The 18,374-nt window shown below is 33.7% G+C and carries 18 protein-coding genes; 3 read left to right on the top strand and 15 right to left on the bottom strand.

The genetic code is table 11. The annotated features are described in order from the left end of the window. The first annotated feature begins 43 nt into the window (after positions 1–43). Both nrdF and I589_RS03315 read left to right on the top strand, forming a co-directional pair. On the top strand, positions 44–1,006 hold the full coding sequence (gene nrdF / locus I589_RS03320) for a class 1b ribonucleoside-diphosphate reductase subunit beta (RefSeq protein WP_010769549.1): 963 nt from the start codon (positions 44–46) through the stop codon (positions 1,004–1,006). A gap of 182 nt (positions 1,007–1,188) precedes the next feature. Next, positions 1,189–1,809 carry a helix-turn-helix domain-containing protein gene (locus tag I589_RS03315; protein WP_010769550.1) on the top strand — a complete coding sequence of 207 codons (621 nt, stop codon included), beginning with the start codon at positions 1,189–1,191 and terminating at the stop codon, positions 1,807–1,809. Positions 1,810–1,880: 71 nt separating this feature from the next. On the opposite strand, the gene I589_RS03310 is transcribed toward I589_RS03315, so the two are convergent. The 12 genes from I589_RS03310 to I589_RS03255 form a co-directional block, all read right to left on the bottom strand. Then, the gene (locus I589_RS03310; protein WP_010769551.1) at positions 1,881–2,498 is read right to left on the bottom strand and encodes an HAD family hydrolase; all 618 of its coding nucleotides are present in this window, start codon (positions 2,496–2,498) and stop codon (positions 1,881–1,883) included. Positions 2,499–2,510: 12 nt separating this feature from the next. Beyond that, entirely contained in the window at positions 2,511–5,249 is a 2,739-nt protein-coding gene (locus I589_RS03305; RefSeq protein ID WP_010769552.1) for a sigma-54-dependent transcriptional regulator, read from the bottom strand. A 273-nt stretch (positions 5,250–5,522) separates the two neighbouring features. Then, complete coding sequence (locus I589_RS03300) at positions 5,523–6,488, bottom strand: SIS domain-containing protein (RefSeq protein WP_010769553.1); 966 nt, start codon at positions 6,486–6,488, stop codon at positions 5,523–5,525. A 49-nt stretch (positions 6,489–6,537) separates the two neighbouring features. After that, the gene (locus I589_RS03295; RefSeq protein WP_010769554.1) at positions 6,538–7,347 is read right to left on the bottom strand and encodes a PTS system mannose/fructose/sorbose family transporter subunit IID; all 810 of its coding nucleotides are present in this window, start codon (positions 7,345–7,347) and stop codon (positions 6,538–6,540) included. A 13-nt stretch (positions 7,348–7,360) separates the two neighbouring features. Then, positions 7,361–8,131, bottom strand: a complete 771-nt coding sequence (locus I589_RS03290; protein WP_010769555.1) for a PTS mannose/fructose/sorbose/N-acetylgalactosamine transporter subunit IIC — start codon at positions 8,129–8,131, stop codon at positions 7,361–7,363. Positions 8,132–8,148: 17 nt separating this feature from the next. Then, entirely contained in the window at positions 8,149–8,619 is a 471-nt protein-coding gene (locus tag I589_RS03285) for a PTS sugar transporter subunit IIB (protein ID WP_010769556.1), read from the bottom strand. Continuing rightward, positions 8,616–9,038, bottom strand: a complete 423-nt coding sequence (locus I589_RS03280) for a PTS sugar transporter subunit IIA (protein WP_010769557.1) — start codon at positions 9,036–9,038, stop codon at positions 8,616–8,618. The genes I589_RS03285 and I589_RS03280 overlap by 4 nt, the downstream gene beginning before the upstream one ends. 421 nt (positions 9,039–9,459) lie before the next feature. Further along, positions 9,460–10,836 carry a gluconokinase gene (locus tag I589_RS03275; RefSeq protein ID WP_010769558.1) on the bottom strand — a complete coding sequence of 459 codons (1,377 nt, stop codon included), beginning with the start codon at positions 10,834–10,836 and terminating at the stop codon, positions 9,460–9,462. Between the two features lie 129 nt (positions 10,837–10,965). Next, the gene (locus I589_RS03270; RefSeq protein ID WP_010769559.1) at positions 10,966–12,189 is read right to left on the bottom strand and encodes an ABC transporter permease; all 1,224 of its coding nucleotides are present in this window, start codon (positions 12,187–12,189) and stop codon (positions 10,966–10,968) included. After that, positions 12,186–13,316, bottom strand: coding sequence for a hypothetical protein (locus I589_RS03265; RefSeq protein ID WP_010769560.1), 1,131 nt, complete (start codon positions 13,314–13,316; stop codon positions 12,186–12,188). The genes I589_RS03270 and I589_RS03265 overlap by 4 nt, the downstream gene beginning before the upstream one ends. A gap of 2 nt (positions 13,317–13,318) precedes the next feature. Continuing rightward, positions 13,319–14,197, bottom strand: coding sequence for an ABC transporter ATP-binding protein (locus tag I589_RS03260; RefSeq protein ID WP_010769561.1), 879 nt, complete (start codon positions 14,195–14,197; stop codon positions 13,319–13,321). 91 nt (positions 14,198–14,288) lie between these two features. Then, positions 14,289–14,597 carry a hypothetical protein gene (locus I589_RS03255; RefSeq protein WP_010769562.1) on the bottom strand — a complete coding sequence of 103 codons (309 nt, stop codon included), beginning with the start codon at positions 14,595–14,597 and terminating at the stop codon, positions 14,289–14,291. Positions 14,598–14,799: 202 nt separating this feature from the next. Here I589_RS03255 and I589_RS03250 point away from each other — a divergent pair, with 202 nt between their 5' ends. Next, positions 14,800–15,678: an Rgg/GadR/MutR family transcriptional regulator gene (locus I589_RS03250; protein ID WP_010769563.1), complete on the top strand. Its 879-nt coding sequence runs from the start codon at positions 14,800–14,802 to the stop codon at positions 15,676–15,678. Between the two features lie 333 nt (positions 15,679–16,011). On the opposite strand, the gene I589_RS03245 is transcribed toward I589_RS03250, so the two are convergent. From I589_RS03245 to I589_RS03235, 3 genes are all read right to left on the bottom strand, one after another. Beyond that, the gene (locus tag I589_RS03245; RefSeq protein WP_010770211.1) at positions 16,012–16,686 is read right to left on the bottom strand and encodes a hypothetical protein; all 675 of its coding nucleotides are present in this window, start codon (positions 16,684–16,686) and stop codon (positions 16,012–16,014) included. Between the two features lie 21 nt (positions 16,687–16,707). Beyond that, positions 16,708–17,205, bottom strand: coding sequence for a matrixin family metalloprotease (locus I589_RS03240; RefSeq protein ID WP_010770212.1), 498 nt, complete (start codon positions 17,203–17,205; stop codon positions 16,708–16,710). Positions 17,206–17,358: 153 nt separating this feature from the next. Further along, positions 17,359–18,261 (bottom strand): helix-turn-helix domain-containing protein, encoded by a 903-nt coding sequence (locus I589_RS03235; RefSeq protein ID WP_010770213.1) that lies wholly within the window; start codon positions 18,259–18,261, stop codon positions 17,359–17,361. Between the last annotated feature and the right edge of the window lie 113 nt (positions 18,262–18,374).

Raw genomic sequence — 18,374 nt, 5'->3', positions numbered from 1 at the left:
GATTTCCGTCCCAACCTCTTGTACTGAACAAAGGAGGATTTTCATGTCAAAGACTTATTATGAAGCGATAAACTGGAACGAGATTGAAGATATTATTGATAAATCAACGTGGGAAAAATTAACAGAGCAGTTCTGGCTAGATACCCGAATCCCTTTATCAAACGATTTAGATGACTGGCGCACCCTTTCTGAATTAGAAAAAACCACTGTAGGACATGTTTTTGGCGGATTAACATTACTTGATACCGTTCAATCAGAAAGTGGAATGGATCAGCTTAGACAAGATGTCCGCACACCACATGAAGAAGCTGTATTAAATAACATTCAATTTATGGAGTCTGTTCATGCGAAAAGCTATTCTTCTATCTTTAGTACCTTAAATACAAAGTCTGAAATTGATGAAATTTTTGAATGGACAAACACAAACCCATACCTGCAAAAAAAAGCAGAATACATTAATGAAATTTACAAAAATGGAACTCCTTTAGAAAAGAAAGTCGCTAGTGTCTTTCTAGAAACGTTCCTATTCTATTCTGGCTTCTATACTCCACTTTACTATTTAGGAAATAACAAGTTACCAAACGTAGCAGAAATTATCAAACTCATCATTCGTGATGAATCTGTTCATGGTACTTACATTGGTTATAAATTCCAACTTGGCTTCAATGAATTGCCTGAAGAAGAGCAAGAAAAGATGAAGGAATGGATGTATGGACTTCTTTATGAGCTTTATGAAAACGAAGAACGCTATACAGAGGAACTTTATGATGAATTAGGCTGGACAGAAGAAGTAAAAACATTTTTACGCTACAATGCAAACAAAGCCTTAATGAATCTTGGCATGGATCCTCTATTCCCAGACACAGCCAATGATGTTAACCCTATTGTAATGAACGGTATCTCAACAGGAACAAGCAACCATGACTTCTTCTCTCAAGTCGGGAACGGCTACTTACTAGGAACCGTAGAAGCCATGAATGACTCTGATTACTTAATCGGACTATAATATGAAACTTAAGCTTAGGATATTGATTGATTTTTCAATCAGCATTCTAAGTTTTTTTAGTGACATATTAAAAGAAATGCTCTATATTTGATATTACAGAGGATTCAACTACTGGTTGAATCAAAAAATAAGGGACTCAACTATGCGTTTGTTGCCTTGGTGAGTTTCATGGGGGTATATTGATGTTAGCAATTGGAAAGCAAATAAAAAAATTGAGAACAGAAAAAAAGATGACGCAAAAAGAGTTAGCCGAAATTTTACATGTCACTCCCCAAGCCGTTTCTAAATGGGAAAGAGAAGAAAGTAATCCTGATATTCAATTACTTCTTGATTTGAGTCACTATTTTCATGTATCTGTCGACGAACTTTTAGGAAACAAGCAGACTTCTTTCTTTGACTCTCTTCTCTCAAAAGCGAAAGGAAGAAAACGAATGGGCAATAAACAACCAAACGAATTCCAACACACAGAAAACATACCAGAAAAACAAGTCATAATCTTTGATATTGTTTTCAGCTTCATCACAGATTCAGGCTTGATGCAAACACAGCTGCTCCAACAAAGACTGACACAGCTTATGAAAAAATCAAATAAAAATATCCAAATTAATACCTATGATTCTACTAAAGTGGATGAAGAAGGAGCGAAAGCAAACTATATTTTGTTAACGCCTGCGTTCGGATATGCAAAAGAAGAAATTCAGAAAAAATTTCCAGACACACCCATAAAAATCATATCAAAAAAAGACTATGGGATGTTAAATGCACAAATTCTCTATGAAGAAATTGTTAGGAAGTTGGGCTAAAAAAATAATACCCGTCTTGATACGATCCTAATCGAATTTTTCATAGGATTGGTATCAAGACGGTTTTTCTTTTAAAAAAAAGACAATAGTTCATTTAAAGAAAAAATTTGTTTATCTGCTTTTGATTGGTCCACAAAAAACTTTTGCTTCAAAGCAAGCGTATATATCCCCGCCGCTTTGGCTGATGCGATGCCTACCATTGAATCTTCAACAGCTATTGGGTTTTCGGTTGCTAATTGTTGCCAAGTGTTTAAATAAATTTGAGGATTGGGCTTGCTTTCCTTCAACTCAGCCCCACTCATAACCAAATCAAAATAGTTTTCTAATTGGCAAGATTGAATCATCCGCTGAATCTCTATGTATGGAGAGGAGGAAGCAATTGCCAGTTTAATCTCTTTTTCCTTTAGCCTGCATAGAATAGCCTCTACATCCTGCTGCAGCACGTCAGGATAATTTATTGGATAGTCTTCCCGATAGCTAGCATACTCCTTATAAAGCAAGTTGCGAGTGGATATATCCGTAACCAATGTCTCCCATATACCTTTTTCTGTTTTTCCTAAATAATCTTCTATCTTACTAGATGCTGGCAATAACTTTTTTTCTTTAAAAAACTTCATTCTTCTTTCAAAATAGAATTCTTCTGTCTCAACTAAGACTCCATCCATATCAAAAATAACACTATCAAACATCTTACTTCTCCTTTAATTTGAAATAATTTCATCTATTAACCGCAGTTCTAAGGTAGATATTTCAATCGTGTATTCTCTTTCAATCTCCGCAAAAGCCTGATGTATTGCAAGTATTCTTTTCCCGTGCACAGCCAGATATTCGTCTATATCTTCTTGATTATCTACTCTTTCTTTTCTCAAAATTCTTTCAACCATCGAACAAGCATGTAAATAAAGCAAAAATTTTTTATTATTATTTAGTTTTATTTGGAGAATTTCCTCTAAATTATCTACCGCTTTTTTTACAAGAGTGAGTACTTTTTCTGCATCTAAAATGACCAAATTCTCTACAATTTTTTTTATTGAGAAATTAAATACTAGATTTTGTCTCAGTTCCGATTCACTAAACGTCGCGTGTTGTTTCAGCAAACTCATTAATTGATCTACTTGCTCTCCCGAAATCAAATGATCTAGCCCGACGTAGGGAATTCCTTCTATATCTGGATTTTCTGTTCCAACGATTGCCAGCACTTCATATAATTGAAACGACAAATCATTTTTCTTGTTTTCTTTTAACTTTTTATAATCATAGGGAATAATCATCAGATCTTTTCCGACTTCACCCAAACTAGAGGTTAAAATTTCTTGAATTTGTATTGCACTCCCCATTCCTGTGTAACAACAGTTGAGTATCGCTTTCTTTCTTTTAGTTTCAGGAAATACTAATTGTTTTTTTATTCTTCCGTCTAATTTAATTGATTGATAAATTTCATCCAATTGTTTGTCTTTTAAAAGCTCATGACCAATCTCTAAAACAAGTGGCGTAGACACTGCATCAATTATTAATAGAGGACCACTAATTTTGTTGACGAGTCTTGTTGATAGTTGATTGAGTGAGCCCATATCAACGAGAAGGATTAGTCCTGCTTGTGTAGGATAATTCTCCATGTAATGTAGGATTTGGTTCTCTACTTCATCCAGAGTAATATCAAATGGCATATCAAAAGCCTGAAATAGATTCTTTTTTAACATTCGATTGACTACATTTGACATACTGCTAGCTGTCGAATACCCATGGGCTAACACGACACACTTCACTTTATTACTAATTTTTGACAGCTTTAAACTATATAAATAAAATGAAACAAAAATTAGATCTTCCTCTAAAAATTCTCGCTCTAAACGTGCAGACAACTGGTTTAATAAGCGTTTAGCTAGCCATAAAGATTCTTCCATATATTCATCTAAAAACTGGATAATACGTTTTCTCGTTACTTTCCACTTTCCGTTTTCATCTAAAAATACCTCATTATCATTTAGATAAAGATAGATTGCAATAGATAGCAGCTTATTTCCATCTTGATCAAAACCATAATTTTCTGTCATGTATTTAATGGTCGAACGAATATGATAGCTCAAAAAGGAAAATGCAGACTCTTCTTTAGAAAAAGGAGGATGGAACACAAATTCATCCATTAATAAAATTACTTCTCGAATCATTTCTTCAACAAAATATTCTTTAGATAGCTGTTTTGCTTCTAATTCATTAAATCTACTCATTAAAAGAATAAAAAAATTTTCTAACTTAATTACTTCATCCGATTTCAAAGAAATTTGTTTCTCTGAATGTGGCACGTAGACTCGTTCTGAACTTTGTGAGGTAGTATCTGAATAAAAATCAGTAGTTCGCAATGATTTTTCTGCAGGCAAATCACTAATTTTCACTCGAATATCTGTACTGATTTTATCTCGGGCATAGGCGCTTCCACAAGCGTATTTAATTAAATTTTTGATTTTTCCCACGTTGCCTTCGAATTCGGAATATTGTAAAGCATGTACGACTCGTTTGGATACATGAAGTGTCCGATTGAGAATATCGCTTTCTTTTAAAAAGAAGCTATCTACTAATTTTAAGCGTTCCGATTTTGGTCTTTCTTGAAAACTAGGAAGATGAATTATTACAGGTAGCCTTCTTAAAAAAGTAGGTAAAAAAGTCGTTTGTATATCTTCTGTCGTTGCAAAAATAAGACGGACATTTGCTTGTTTTTCCACCCCATCATCCCCCATAAGAGAATACTTGCCAGAGTCCATAAATGTAAACAATTTTTCTTGCCCTTCATCTGTCAGTCTATGCACCTCATCTAAAAATAGAATTCCTTGATCTGCCTGCTGGAGAAGCCCACCTCTATCTTGTGTAGCCCCAGTAAATGCACCTTTTACATAGCCGAATAATAGACTAGAAAGCAATTCCGGATTGTTAAAATACTGCGCACAATTAAGTGAGAGAAACGGTGCATCCTGCTTTATAACCTCTTGATGAACTGCATAACGATGGATTTGCTGTGCTAAAAAACTCTTACCAGAACCACTTGCACCACAAATCATAATGGGTAATCCATTTTTTGGGTATAAAACTGCTGTTTTAATCTGTTCAATTTGCTCTTTTAAGCTTCCCTGTGCACCAATTACATAAGTTAATGGATCTAGAGAATTCGAGTACTTTTCAGATAATAATTCTTCAAGAGCGGTGTATTCTAACTTACTAGGAAGAAAAAAGTGAGTAGCAAATGTTGCTTTATGCAAAAAAATCACTGGATATTCCTTTATTTTTATTAAGTCACCATTTTTAAATGCTTGGTTTAAATAACCACTTGTTGTACTCCGATTCAGTCCAACAGCTGCAGAAATCTGCTGTGCCGAAAATGATTCAATGTTTTCTGGGGAAAAAGTTAACGTTTGCTGAATCAAATATTGGATAATAGTATGCTTCATTTCGTCACCGCTTTCATTCTTTTCCTTTATTTTACCAAACGAATAATGACCTTCGAATCTTTTTATGAGAAGAAATCTGGAGCAAGCTTTATTTTTGCTCCAGATATTTGACAGCCATGAAATAGTTGTATTCGTCTCAATACTAGATAAAGGTTGAAGTAAATGATTGGTACATTCCTTCTGTTTTTATCTAAAAATATTTAGTATAGAACAACTTTAATCTATCACTCTTTATCTTTTTTTGTTATAAAGCTGGTTCCAATGATTCTTAATTTAATAAGATAATTTCCACATATAACGACGTTTTGTCAATGGATGTTCTCTGGCAATAGCTAACTCTTCTGCATATACTCTAAATACAGCAGTAATAATCATTGGATTAAAGTAATCAATAACTTCTGCATCAATCACACTAGATAATCCGTAATCTAGTGCATCGACAACTGCGGTTTTTGCATCAAAACGTTCCAAAAAGGTTAATGCTCTAGCGTCTATTTCTCGTGTTTTCCCATCATTCATTAATAAGACAAATGGAACATCTTTATCTGTTATTTCAAATGGTCCGTGGAAAAATTCACCACTGTGGAATGTCCCTGAATGAATCCATTGCATTTCCATCATCAAACAAATAGAGGTTGAATAAGCAACTTCATGCGTGGCTCCACTACTCATAACATAAATAACCGAATCATCTTTGTAGGCCTGTGCAAACTTCTTTGCTTCTAATCGAGCAGATTCTGCTGACTGTTGTGAAAGATTATAGATTTTTGAAAATCCATCTATCATTTTTTCATAATGATTATATCCCTCTGTTTGTTGAAGTATTTCAACTGCTAGCTCTAATGCATACCCTGTTTTTTCTAACTTCGCTGCATAATTTTCTCCAAATCGATGATAAATGACGTAATCTGCTTCTTTTGTTAATGCAGAATCAACAGTTCGTGTTAAACTAATTACATGGGCACCTTTCTCTTTAGCAACTGAATTTGCGGTAACAGTCTCTGGAGTTGCACCTCCAAGAGAAGCTGTGATGACAATCGCATGTTCATTCACTGAGAGAGGTGTTGATTTATTAAACTCATTTGCTGTATAGTGACTAACACGAATCTTTTTTGCATTTTGGTCTAAAAAATATTTTGCCGGATATAGATCTGCTTTTGATGCACCACACCCCACAAAGAAGACACTATCAACCTCATTTTTCTGCATAATTTCTTGAACAATTTCCTTTGAATTCATAATTTTGAATTCCTCCTTATTTATAAGTTAACCATTTTTTTGGTTATCACTAATTAAATACGCCTAAAATGCTTAATAGAATGCCTCCAGCGATACTAATTACCAGCATCCAGCCAGTAGGAACTTTTTTCTTCAACAACCAATACATGAAAAATGTAAATCCTAATGGAATCATTTGAGGCATGATATCATTTAACACGTCTTGTAAAACAAACGTTTCTCCTACATGCACAGGTGTTGTAATGTTAATCATACTTGCAATCATCGAACCGATAACCATCAAACCGACAATCGAACAAACATACATTACTTTTTCCATTAACCCTTCTTGATATAACTTTGTTAGGTATTTATTCCCCATATTATAGCCAATTTTCCCACCATAATAAGTCACTAGATAAGACGGAACAAAAGAAATGAGCATCGCTAAAATAGGACCAAAGATACTCCCCTTCTGGGCAAGATTGATTCCCAGTCCAAAAGCTAAAACCCGAATCGTTCCTTGAAAGAACGAATCACCAATTCCAGATAGCGGTCCCATCAGACTTGTTTTTACTGCGCTTACAGCTTCGGGACTAAAATTTTCTTGATCAATATAGTATTGTTCTTCCATTGATGCGGCTAATCCTAAGACAAATGCACTTGTCTGAGGGGTGCAATTATAATATGCCATATGTCTTTGATACGCTTCTTTTTTCAATTCTGAATCATTAGGATCTTTATAAATTGCATCTAATATAGGTGCCATCCCATACATGAACCCCATGTTCATCTGCCGTTCATAATTCCATGAAGCTTGAATTGCCCACGAACGCCAGAAAAATTGACGATATTTCCAAGAATTTGGATCTTTTCCCATTCTTTTTTCCTCCTTATAAATCATCTAAAGGATCTGTCACAGTCTGTTTTCTTTCTGATTTAAATTTGATTTCAGACATAACAAACGCTAAGATACATGCAAATGCAGCAATTCCAATGATACTTAATCCCGAGTATGCAGTAATAAAGAAGCCCAACAATAAAAATGGAATGAGTTTATTCGTCAACATTGTGTTTAACAATAGAGCAAACCCATATGCTGGCAATATTTTACTTGCTAAGGTCAATCCATTAGTTAACCATGCTGGAATGAGCTCCACGATTTGTTTAACTAAATCCGTGCCAAAATAAATAGCGAGAAAAATAGGAACAAAATACATTAGCGCATATAATCCGGTTCCCCACACAATATGTATTCGCCTGGTACTTCCATAATTTCCCTCTTCGATTAATTTATCAGCTCTGTGTGTTAGATTAGATAAAATCGTTCTCATCAGAATCCCCAGCATTTGCCCTAATACTGAGATGGGGATTGCAATCGTCAGTGCAGCTTCCACATTTGCCCCAGATAAAATAGCAAATGCTGTAGCAATAATCGATGCCATATTCATATCTGGCGGAGCCGCCGCACCAATATTTACCAGCCCTAAAGAAATTAATTCTAAAGATGCCCCTACCAATAGTCCTTTTTCTAAATCCCCTAAGACAAGCCCTACCAAAGTACTTACAATCAATGGTCTCTCAAAGTTTAAACGGCCTAATAATCTTGAATCTAAAATACAAAATACACCAATTAATCCTAATGCAATTGATTGAAATAACATGTTCATCCTCCTTTATTTTAAATTTTTGAATTTAGCTCTTCTTTCTTAGATGTGGGCACTTGCTGCATGTACAACTGTATACCTAATTGCTTTAATGCCCTTGAATCCTCTAATTCTTGATTGTCTAAAAATATGGCATTGCTATATTGTTTCGATCCCTCCTTTTTTGTTATCCCTCCATAATTTATAGCTGTGATTTTAGAGTAGGACTGACAAAATCTCAGCATCTCAGCTGTATTTCCAAAAACCAGCATAATATTGTCCTTGAGTTCTTCAATTTTAGACATTTTGCTTACGACTTCTTCTACTGTAAAAATATTTAATATCATTCCTGTTGGCTTGGATAAATTTAAAGACATCTTTTTAAACTCATCTGTTGCGGCACTGTCATTGACGACAATGATTCGTGAAATATTCAACGCTTTACTCCATGAAAAAACGACCTGTCCATGTAATAATCGATGGTCAATTCGAACTAATTTAATCATAAATCGTCTACCTCCTCATTTACGTTCTCCTTAATTAGTTTTGAACAGTTAAGAATTGCCTCTTTACTTTCCGTAATAATTTTACAAAGCTCATCTTCAGCTATCTTATGAGTCTGGGTGGCAATTGATATCACTAAAGGCAAATTCATTCCCGATACTAATTGAATTTTTGGATAGCTTACTATCAGCTGCATCATGGAAGTGTTAACACTTCCTCCCAAGATATCTGTCAAAATGTAGATATCATCTTTTGCATAGTATTCCTCAACTAACTCTTTTACTTGTAATTCAATAGGTCCATCTTCGTCTCTGTAAGCACTAAATGCATGAATCCTATCTGACTCACCAATAATCATACTAGCTGTGTGTTTCATCCCCATCGCTAATTCTCCATGACTAGCTAATATAATTAAATTCATCTGTCCAACTCCTTCCAATTTTAAGTTACACTTATTACTTTGCAATATCCGTGCCAAAATGTGTTGTTTATGAAAACGCCTAGTAGCCTGCTCAATTTTTTTGCTTTTTCAACACTCTTCTTGGCTGCATGAAGAATGTTGTAAACAGTGTTCAAAAAAAGAAGCTGGGACATAACTCTAAAAGTTTTGTCCTAGCTTCCTTTTCTCTTAATAAATAGCCACAATTTCAGCGTATTACTATAAATCATAGACGTTTTACTTCTGATACTGCATAATACCAAGCGGATTATCGAGACTGAATACTTACCTCCCAATCTCTTTGCTCAAAAATCTTCTACAGACTGAAAAATTCAATAGCGTAACGTTCCCCATCAAACTTATGAAAATAAGTTAAACACTCATTATTTCCTAGCACCTACATTTATTCAAAATAACTGTCATATATAGAATTGTACAATGTTACATTTTCTTGAACAAACTGAATTGGTTTCTTAACTTCTATTCCTGTGGTTGCTCCATATATCAAATAATAGAGTCCAAAAATGGGTTCTGTTGATTGTTCATGATAACAAGTTACACCTAATACTTCACTTGTCATATCTCTAAGCATTTCATTTTTAAAGAAACCTCCACTCAATGTTAGCTCGTTTACATCGCCCACCATTTCTTTTAGTATCCGAATATTCATTAGAATTCCTTCCACAACAGCCCTCGTCATGTCCTCTTTTGTATGTTGGATTGTGAGATACTTAAATTGTGCTGTCATCCCACTTTTCCAAAAAGGTGCTCGCTCTCCATTAATATAAGGATGAAAACGAAGTCCATTTGCTCCAATAGGTGATTTCATTAAACGTTCTGTAAGCAAAGCATAAAATTCAGAATCAGAATCTGCTAAAATTTTACTTGCCCATTCTAACACGCAGCCTCCATTATTTGATGGAGCACCAACCACGTAACTATCTGGAGCAAGATAATAGCAAAAGTTCTGCCTTTCTTCATCAAATATAGCCTCTGTGGAAACCTTGCGTACCGCCGCACTCGTACCAACGGTTAAACTATTAGGTACCCCTGTCGAAATATAACTTCCGTAAGCTGCTAAACACCCGTCACTTGCGCCAATAGTAATCCTTGTTGCCCCTGATAATCCAAGCTCTCTTGCAAAATCTGCTTTAATTGCTTGGCTATAGAGAGGGTCAACTAACCGAGGCAGCTGATTTTCAGATAAATCAAGTAGCTTGAGTATTTCGTTATCCCAATACAGATTTTCTAAATTGAACAACCCAGTCGCAGATGCCGTAGAATAATCAATCATGTACTCTCCCGTAAACTGATGCATTAATAATTCCTTTAGACCATACCATCGAGTTTTTGAACCATATTCTCCTATTTGTTTAAAATGGAGAATTTTGAAAAAAGGAGACATCGTATGTATTGGTGTTCCAGTAACACGATACAATTTTTTAGCCAACTCTGTTCCACGAAATTGTTCAACAAGCTCACTTGATTGCGTGTCTGACCAAAGATATACGTTTCCTATTTTCTTTTGAAAGGGCATGACACTATGCATTGCAACACTAAAGCCGATTCTTTCAACTTGCATTCGAAGCACTGCAGGAATTTCTTGAATAAGTAAAGTAACTGTGTCAATAATCTCCTGTCCTTTTTGATAACGAGCACCATTATCGCAAAAATACGTTGTAAGCTTTCTTGATTGTTCATAACACAGCTCTTCTTTGGCAATCACACCTATTTTAATTGCGGTTGTCCCTACATCTATTCCAAGAAACACTTCATTCATCTGCCGTCATCCTTCATCGTTTAATAAATAGTATCTTCTACTCCTTATTAACATAGCAAAAAGAAGGAAGCGTGTCCAACAGGTGACTGCTTTCATTTAATTAATCTGTAAAAGTAGCTATTTCTACATTTATAAAAAGAAATACTTTCTCCCTCTCCTATTTAAAAAATCCCCTAAAATGAATAAGACTATCAAAACGATACCAACGGACAGAAATCCACTTTGCGTTGTTAAAGATTCCTCATTTGCTGCATATGCCCCCATCCCACTAACCACCTCATGGATATGAAAATAGTAGAGCGGATTCCAACTCTTAGCAGGAACAATATAGCTAATCCCTATCATAGTAAATCCAAACAACCAGCTAAGTAGCTCACTCTTAAAAAATTGTCCAAGTACATAGCAAAAAACCAAAATAAAGATACTACACAACAAAAATAAACTCATTGCTTGTACCAAATACATCCCTAGCGTTGACCAACGATAAGTTATGGGGGCAAGACTACTTGGGAAAAAGTATGTGAGAATAGGGTAATCTAAACTCCCTATATCAGAGAAAAAATAAGCAGAAACGAGCACCGCTAACAGACCTGTTCCCAGCAATAATAGGATCGAAACAAGAGAGGTGATTAATTTACTTGCAAGTAATGGAAAATAGGTAATTCCTTGAATTTGTAAAAAACGGCTATGTTGATGCTGCTTGTTATATTCTAGCGTGACGCTTGACCCAAATAAAAACACAATCAGTAAAAAAGCAACGAACGGCATATCTGATTTAAAAAAAGCATAGAGCATTAGCCATCCTTGATCATATTTTCGTTTTGTGTTTACTTGCTCATATTGCTGCCAGTCTCCTTTATCAAAATCAGATAAAATCGTTTCGGGAATGACACTATTCAAAGGATAAGCAGGCTTCACTTTTTTTTCGAGTAAAAGAGTGTATTCTTGTGTGGTTAGTTCTTTCACAACTTGAGGAAGACTGGTCGAACTTTCTACCCCAATTAGTTTTTCTTGGTCGATGACATCAGAATTCCATTTCTCTATTTTACTAGTTAACTGCTCTTTATCGGAGCCTTTATCCATTATTTGGCGTTGCTGTTTTTGCTTATCAATCATTTGCTGATTTTTCTTTAACTCTACTTCTGGCAACTGCGCTCCAATTGTATCTTGAACATGTTCAATTGCTTGAATATTTTTTGAATAGGTTTGTTTGTTCGTTTCTATTTGTTTATTATTCTCAAAATGATTAAAGACAAAAAAGAGCATACAACTAAAAAATACACTAAGCACAATTATAAAAAAATGAATTCGCTTGACGTTTTTTTTCCATTCAAAAAGGAGTAAATTTTTCATTTTTTCACCCTCCTGCTTAAATCCCGACTACGAACAATAAGGAAAAACAACCCACTTCCAAGAAGAAATGCAACAACTACTGACAAACTTAAATCCAGCATGTCAGGCTGATGAAATAATAGTTCTTGAAGATTAAAGAAACGAAATGGGTTTCCAATAATCCATATATCCTTCAATCCAAAGCCTATCCCCAAGCTTACTAATAAAAAGCTGAAATTTGCCGCTAAACTTGCAGAAATTTTTACCATCATAAAGTAATACAACTGTAAAAAGAAATAACCCAATGGAAGACACAACACCCAAAACACAAATAAGGCTTGTGTATAAGTTGTTACACTTTTTAATAAAAAAGAGGCATCTACAACCCAGTTTCCAGAGAATCCATTTCCCCCCATTAAACCATGTCCTCTAAATTGACTTATGAAATAACTACTGGTTATCAATAGGGCGAGTGCGCCTAAATAACAAAAAAATAGTAAGATTTGACTACTGATAAAGTAAAATTCTCGTCTTTTAGACATTCCTAACATGAATAATATGGTTCCTTCTTCTTTTTCACGACCAAAAGGCAGAAAGCATAAGAAAAGCAAAAATACATAGACGATAGGCTGACTCACAATTAATGCTAGCTGATATAAAAAATTGGGTGTAAATAGCGAATGATTTCTGTCTTCATAAACCTGCTTATTTGATTGAAGCGTTTGAAGATAATAAATTTCTTGTTGTTCTTTTCGCGTTGGCTGTATGTCTTGTTGGTATAGAACATCATAAACCGAGGATCGTTCTTTATAATAATTCAGCCATGCATCAACAAAGCGCTGGCTATCCTTTGCTAATAGTCCAGCTTCTGCTTCTTCTAACTCCTGATAAACAGTTTGAAATAGCTGTGGGTGCTGAACTTTTAGTGCCTCATAAGCTTTTTCATCAGAAGCCTTAAAATTACGTTCAGCTATCGCTAACTGTTCATATTCTTTTTGGATTTCTGCTATTTTTGTTGGAATGAGCGGTTCAACTTCTACTGATTTCCAAAGAAAAAAAATAAGACTTAGAAATAAAACAAAACTAATCAATAGATAAAGCCATTTTGTAGCTATAATTTTCTTCATTTCAAAAGATAGTAAACTCATTTCTAGTTCACCTCATACAATTCTTTGTACCTCTGCTCTGATCCTGTGGTCCACTGTTCAAATCCAATGATTTCAATTCCTTCTTTAATGAGTAGATTTAATATTTCCACACTAGAAGTCTCTGATAAATAAAGGGTGAAGCTCTGATTATCTTGAAGATAATCCAGAGAATTCTGCTGAAAAATGGCTGTTAGTCGTTTGGTTTCTTTTGGAATAACGGTGAACTTCATCACTTGTTTTTGATAGTGTTTTAAATCCTCCAACCAGATTTTCTGTTCCTTAATAAATAAAATTTGATTTGTAAGTTTATCTATCTCATCTAGGTTGTGAGAGGACACGATAACTGTCTTGCCTTCTTCTGCCATTTTCGCAATTGCTTCTCGAATGAGAATTGTACTCGTCGGATCTAATCCATTTAAAGGTTCGTCCAATAATAAAATAGGTGCTTTGCTTAATAAAGCAATCGCAAGCAAAGTTCGCTGCTTCATGCCTAGAGAGTAGCTACCCACTTTTTTCTTATAATAGGAAGTTATATTTAGAAATTCTGCCACAGGTTCAATTTCGCTTCTCGGGATTTTCCTTTGATCACAAAAAAAGAGCAGATGATCTAATGCGGAAAGATAATCATATAAAACTGAACTATCTTGGGTAAAACAAATGGACTCAAAAATAACTTTCGGCGTTATTGGTTGGTCGTGAATTAGAATTTTCCCTTTTTTAGGCAAAAGCTGTCCGGCCATCAAGTTTAACAAAGTTGTTTTTCCAAATCCATTAGGTGCGATTAATCCATAAATTCCAGAATTTTCAATGCTCCACTTCATATCATCAAAAATCGGTTGTCCCTTGTAATTAAAATCTACATGCTCCATTCTCACGATCATTTGCTGACACCCTTTCTATCATCAATTGTTCCTCATTATAAAAAATGAACTAAGGCTTGACAACCCTAGTCCATGTTTAATAACAATGCCCCTATTGATATCTCGTCAGAATCCCTTTATATGAACCAAAATATTGATGTGTATCAGGATCTTGGTAGACTGACGTACGATAAATATATCCATAGTAAAGTGAACCCTGATAGCTAACGGATGTTAGGAAAAGAGAGGATGGCGGATAACTATCTGTTCTAACAGTTGTGCTGTATTCATAGGTTGGAGGACCTATCTGAAGTGCTTGTTCTTCATTGATGAAGCTAGAGGCTCGGGCAATCTGAGAAAAAGAAAGTAAACAACTGAACAATATTACTAATGAACAACTAAATAAACCTAATTTTTTCATAATCTATCTCCTTCATTTAGTTCGTTCCAGGTGACTACCATCTTAACAAGGTCTAATAATTACATCTAAATTTTTTTTGAAAAATAAAATAAATTCAGACATTGTTTAAACCTCCTTGCTTTTTATTATTAATAGAATTATAATGCCTTCACTAAGAAATCGTTACTTAATGACGAAAATACGACATTTTTGGAGGTTAAGAATGAGCCAACAATCAGAGCTATTACGAAAAATAAGAAAACAAAAGAAAATAACTCAAGTAAATTTGTGTAAAGGAATTTGTCCTAGGAGTACTTACTCAAGCTTTGAATCTTCGGGCTACACTTTGTCTTCAGATATTTTGTTCAAAATTCTAGATAGATTAAATATTAAGTTAGATGAATTTAATTATTATTCTCAAACAAATGCAAATTACAAAGATGAATCATTTGATGCTTTACATCTGTCTATTCAGCAGCATGATCTTTCCAACCTAAAAACATTAAAGGACAATTTTTATAAACAGTTTTTAATAACAAATGATCTTTATTGGCTATTAATTTCATTCAAAGCAGATGAAGCAATTGACAAACTAACTAATCTGTTTGATCCCAAAGTTTTTATAAGTAAACGAAAGCAAACATTTAGCATTCTGCACTCCTATTTGCTGGATACAGACTTTTGGGGTTATTTTGAATTCGCTCTTTTTGGTAATTTAATTATTTATCTAAAAACAACGGAAATTATTAAAACGTTCAATAAAATCGAGAAAAAAGTGGACATAAGTGTCCCAAGAAACAGAGAACTTTATATAAAAATATGTTTAAATAGTATAGTTTCTCTCTTTGAAAAGAGAGAATATCAGTCAGCAATTAAAATTTTAGATATATTAGACGATTTAATCACTAATCATGAATTTATGCATTGGCGCATTTTAGTCAAATTTTATAGCACTCTATATAAAGAAATACACTTCTCTGAACCCACAAAAGAAAGCTATCAATTTTTAACTATATATAAAGACCTTGGATTCTACGAATACTACGACGAGCTAATGCATTATAGAAAGATTATATTAGAGAATCACATGGAGCCCATGTAAGTCGCGCACAACAAAGTCGGTGTATAACCTAATTAGTTAGGTTCCACCTTTTTAATTCTCTCGAAAAGAAATTCATTCTTCTAAATGAGCAAACAAATTAAAAGCTCAAAAAAGCCTCTCTCAAAAGGTTTCTAATCCTTTTAAAATTATCTTTTTAAATACAAAAAAACCGAAACCCTTAGATAAGGATTTCGGTTTAAAAATTCAAAATGATGTAACCCCTCTCAACGAAAACTATAAATAAATCATCACTAAAAAATACTTAGAGCTGAAATCACCTTAACATTTGCTTAAATTATCAAAATAAGTCTTTCTTATTTAATCTATCCAATACTATTCAATATATTTCAAGTATTCATTTCTTGCTTCTTCCCTAATTTTCTCATCATCTTGATATTCACTTTTAATTTGTTTTGCTATTGGTGTATTCGCGTTCCTAACAAACTCTGGATAATCTGTTTTGTCACTATTCAAGTCAACCTTTCCTGGATTAACACCCGCAACAATATACCAAGGATCAGTTTCAGATTTTCTTAACAAAAGTAGATAGTCCCTACCTTCCTTAATCATTTGATAACCTCCTATATGATAGGTAACATCTTGCCTTTCGTCGTATGCTTGATTTTCCAGCATAGTAAATTCATTGCCAGATTTTAGTTGATCACCACTAATTACTTTCGATACTTTAAAATGTGAAAGCGTATAGGCAATATCAATTCGATTTTCCTGCCCATAGAGAATGGTAGGAGCTTCTTCAGAGATTTTTTTTGCTATAACTATCATTTCTGTAGTTTTCTCAAGTTCTTCTAAATCTTTATACGCTGGCATTTTGGCATCAATAAGAAGATCTTTGTTAAACAAGTGGTCTTTCATTCCATTGTCTAGATTATATATTTCTGCAGTACGCTGTCCAAGTTTATCAAAAGAAAAAATTTCATACATTGTATATGCTGCTATAGTCAAACAACTCATTATAGCTAATGAAAAAATAATTTTTTTTACTTTCAACTCTATTCACCTCAACTTTACTCAATATTTTGCATTCATTCCTGCTTTGTCGTCGGATAAGGGATAGGCCTTGTTATTGAACCCTGTTGCTCGCATGACAGCCTTAGTATTATTAGATGCTTGCGTATGACTAAGTCCCAGCGCATGCCCCACTTCATGTACAACAGTCTCATTTCTTATTGCTGACGATTCATTGATAAAAGCTTTGTAATATCTAACATCACTTTGTGTAGTATTATTGTAATAACACACACCATAAGTTCCATTATCAGTATTTACAACTCCTTGAAAAATATTAATATATCCAGAACTACTTGATTTTACATATACTTTAGCACCACTATAATTCCATGCTGTTGCTTTATTAAGATGAGAAATATAACCTGTACCGCTCGATAAATTTTGGTACTGACAAGTGTATCCGACATTTTGGTTGTTTAATACATAGGCGTTCACATTGCTAGTAAATGAAAAAAAAGCTATAACCAATAAAATTAATGTAACAGTTATTTTCTTCATATTTTTACCTCTCCAATCTTTTTCTGATTATCCAAATAATCTCACAAAAAACTCTTCTATCCATTCCCAATTAAGCTCATTCATAATCATTTTTTATCTCCTTTCCAAGGATAATTTTCACAAATCAATTATCACACGTGAGAAAAAATATAGTTATTTTTGTAAAGAATCTCGACATTTATTCAGATTGCATAGATTTTCTGTATTCTTCTTTAGTACCTCAGCTTTTTTTTTATATCCTAGAAAAAGAAAAAAATCATATATTCTTTTTATATTATTATCCGGAGACTCTTGTACTATCATGACTATCAGACTTCTATAATACTCTTCCATTAATCTATAATATATACGGTTCGGTAAATCTAAATCATATAATTGCAAGCCTTTCAATATTTTCGATGCCTCATTTATATCTTTTCTTTCAAGACAAATCTGAATTGCATTAAAATAAAATACAAGAATATTATTTATTGCTTGGAAACTAAAATGATTTTTTTTATTAATTTTTCGATTCCATTCTCCAATTAGCATGAGAATTGTTTCAGTCCCGAAAAGAAAGAGACAACTTGCCATAATACTAATTTCATAATTAGTATACTGTGTGACCGTTTTAAAATATTTTTTTATATGTTCAGCTTCATAAGTATAGGTATTAAGTTGCGTTTTTATATCTTCTTGAAGAATCTTTTTAGCGAAGACCATAAATATTGCCAAATACGCAATATTCCCATTTTTTTTATAATTTTCTTGCATTTCTTCTTGTAATTTTTCAAGAGAAATATTCCCATTAACATATTTCAACTGAAGCTCTTTGTATATTTCTTTCCTATTCCTGTATGAGAAATTACTTCTAATGATTTGTAACTCATAGAGATCGATATTCATCCTAGACAATAGTTTTTCTAACAAATCAATATTTACACTTGAATTATTAGTTTCAATTGTTGCAAGAGTAGTTCTTGAACAAATACCACGTGATAGCTGAACCTGAGTTAATCCTCGTTCCTTCCTCATACTTCTTAATAATTCTCCCACTGACTTTTTATGTGTGTTCATAACATCAACAACTCCTTTAGCATTATTATGTAAGCACACTTGAGTCAAACTAAAATATGTAAAAGGCAGTCATAGGATGAACATAGAAAACTCAGAAATATAGACATAGTACT

The organism is Enterococcus phoeniculicola ATCC BAA-412 (assembly GCF_000407505.1).
Lineage (GTDB): Bacteria > Bacillota > Bacilli > Lactobacillales > Enterococcaceae > Enterococcus_K > Enterococcus_K phoeniculicola.
Note: the sequence above shows the minus strand (reverse complement) of the source record. Positions and strands in the feature narration are given on the sequence as shown.

Coding starts and splice junctions, on each gene's coding strand:
- nrdF (WP_010769549.1), top strand. CDS start 44: ATGTCAAAGACTTATTATGAAGCGATAAACTGGAACGAGATTGAAGAT.
- I589_RS03315 (WP_010769550.1), top strand. CDS start 1,189: ATGTTAGCAATTGGAAAGCAAATAAAAAAATTGAGAACAGAAAAAAAG.
- I589_RS03310 (WP_010769551.1), bottom strand. CDS start 2,498: ATGTTTGATAGTGTTATTTTTGATATGGATGGAGTCTTAGTTGAGACA.
- I589_RS03305 (WP_010769552.1), bottom strand. CDS start 5,249: ATGAAGCATACTATTATCCAATATTTGATTCAGCAAACGTTAACTTTT.
- I589_RS03300 (WP_010769553.1), bottom strand. CDS start 6,488: ATGAATTCAAAGGAAATTGTTCAAGAAATTATGCAGAAAAATGAGGTT.
- I589_RS03295 (WP_010769554.1), bottom strand. CDS start 7,347: ATGGGAAAAGATCCAAATTCTTGGAAATATCGTCAATTTTTCTGGCGT.
- I589_RS03290 (WP_010769555.1), bottom strand. CDS start 8,131: ATGTTATTTCAATCAATTGCATTAGGATTAATTGGTGTATTTTGTATT.
- I589_RS03285 (WP_010769556.1), bottom strand. CDS start 8,619: ATGATTAAATTAGTTCGAATTGACCATCGATTATTACATGGACAGGTC.
- I589_RS03280 (WP_010769557.1), bottom strand. CDS start 9,038: ATGAATTTAATTATATTAGCTAGTCATGGAGAATTAGCGATGGGGATG.
- I589_RS03275 (WP_010769558.1), bottom strand. CDS start 10,836: ATGAATGAAGTGTTTCTTGGAATAGATGTAGGGACAACCGCAATTAAA.
- I589_RS03270 (WP_010769559.1), bottom strand. CDS start 12,189: ATGAAAAATTTACTCCTTTTTGAATGGAAAAAAAACGTCAAGCGAATT.
- I589_RS03265 (WP_010769560.1), bottom strand. CDS start 13,316: ATGAGTTTACTATCTTTTGAAATGAAGAAAATTATAGCTACAAAATGG.
- I589_RS03260 (WP_010769561.1), bottom strand. CDS start 14,197: ATGATCGTGAGAATGGAGCATGTAGATTTTAATTACAAGGGACAACCG.
- I589_RS03255 (WP_010769562.1), bottom strand. CDS start 14,597: ATGAAAAAATTAGGTTTATTTAGTTGTTCATTAGTAATATTGTTCAGT.
- I589_RS03250 (WP_010769563.1), top strand. CDS start 14,800: ATGAGCCAACAATCAGAGCTATTACGAAAAATAAGAAAACAAAAGAAA.
- I589_RS03240 (WP_010770212.1), bottom strand. CDS start 17,205: ATGAAGAAAATAACTGTTACATTAATTTTATTGGTTATAGCTTTTTTT.
- I589_RS03235 (WP_010770213.1), bottom strand. CDS start 18,261: ATGAACACACATAAAAAGTCAGTGGGAGAATTATTAAGAAGTATGAGG.